This window comes from Sulfitobacter sp. HI0129, assembly GCF_001635395.1.
GTDB lineage: Bacteria > Pseudomonadota > Alphaproteobacteria > Rhodobacterales > Rhodobacteraceae > Sulfitobacter.
On the sequence record NZ_LWGH01000746.1, the window covers coordinates 1 to 603 of the forward strand.

The 603-nt window shown below is 66.2% G+C and carries 2 protein-coding genes; one reads left to right on the forward strand and one right to left on the reverse strand.

All coding sequences use genetic code 11. The features are described 5' to 3' along the window. Positions 1-245 (reverse strand): alpha/beta fold hydrolase (locus tag A3764_RS18470; protein ID WP_150122285.1); only part of this gene is annotated, 245 nt, incomplete at its 3' end. 54 nt (positions 246-299) lie between these two features. On the opposite strand from A3764_RS18470, the gene A3764_RS18475 reads away from it, so the two are divergent. Continuing rightward, positions 300-603, forward strand: a 304-nt coding sequence (locus A3764_RS18475; protein WP_150122286.1) for a hypothetical protein, incomplete at its 3' end; no start/stop codon positions are given.

A 603-nucleotide genomic window follows, 5' to 3' on the forward strand; every position in this document is an offset into this window, starting at 1 on the left:
CAAAGCCCGCCCTGCGCCGCGATCACCTCCGCCAGATCGGCGGCCATTTCGGGATAGCCGTGGCGGTCGAACCGCGGGCTTTCCCCGTGGTTGCGCATATCCACCGTGATGACGGGCCGCGCATCCGCCAGGCGCCGTGCGATCACCCGCCAGTTGCGCCCCGAACCATAAAGCCCATGGGCGATGAGCAGCGGCGGCTGGTCGGGCGAAGACGAAGGGGGATCGAAACGTTCAAAGGCAAGCATGTCAGCAGGACTACCGGGATTGCCGCCGCCATGCCAGTGGGTTTAGGTGCGGCCATGATGGATCAATTCGACATGGAACGCCGCCGGGAAAAGCTGCTGAAGCTCTTGCGCGAAAAGCTCGGCATCAAGGCGCAAACGCTGGAGCGCGGCTTTAGGCGCGCGGGCCGCAGGTTGCCGCGTTCCATCCGGCGCGAAGCCGCCGTTCTGGTGCGGGCCGAGACCCTGATGGCGCATCCGAAACTGTCCCGCCAGATCGACGGCGCGGCACTCGACCGGGCCTATGATACGGTGGCAAAGCACCTCAAGGCCATCGATGCTGCCGATGCGCGGCTGGGCCGGATCCTGTCGGTCACGGGCA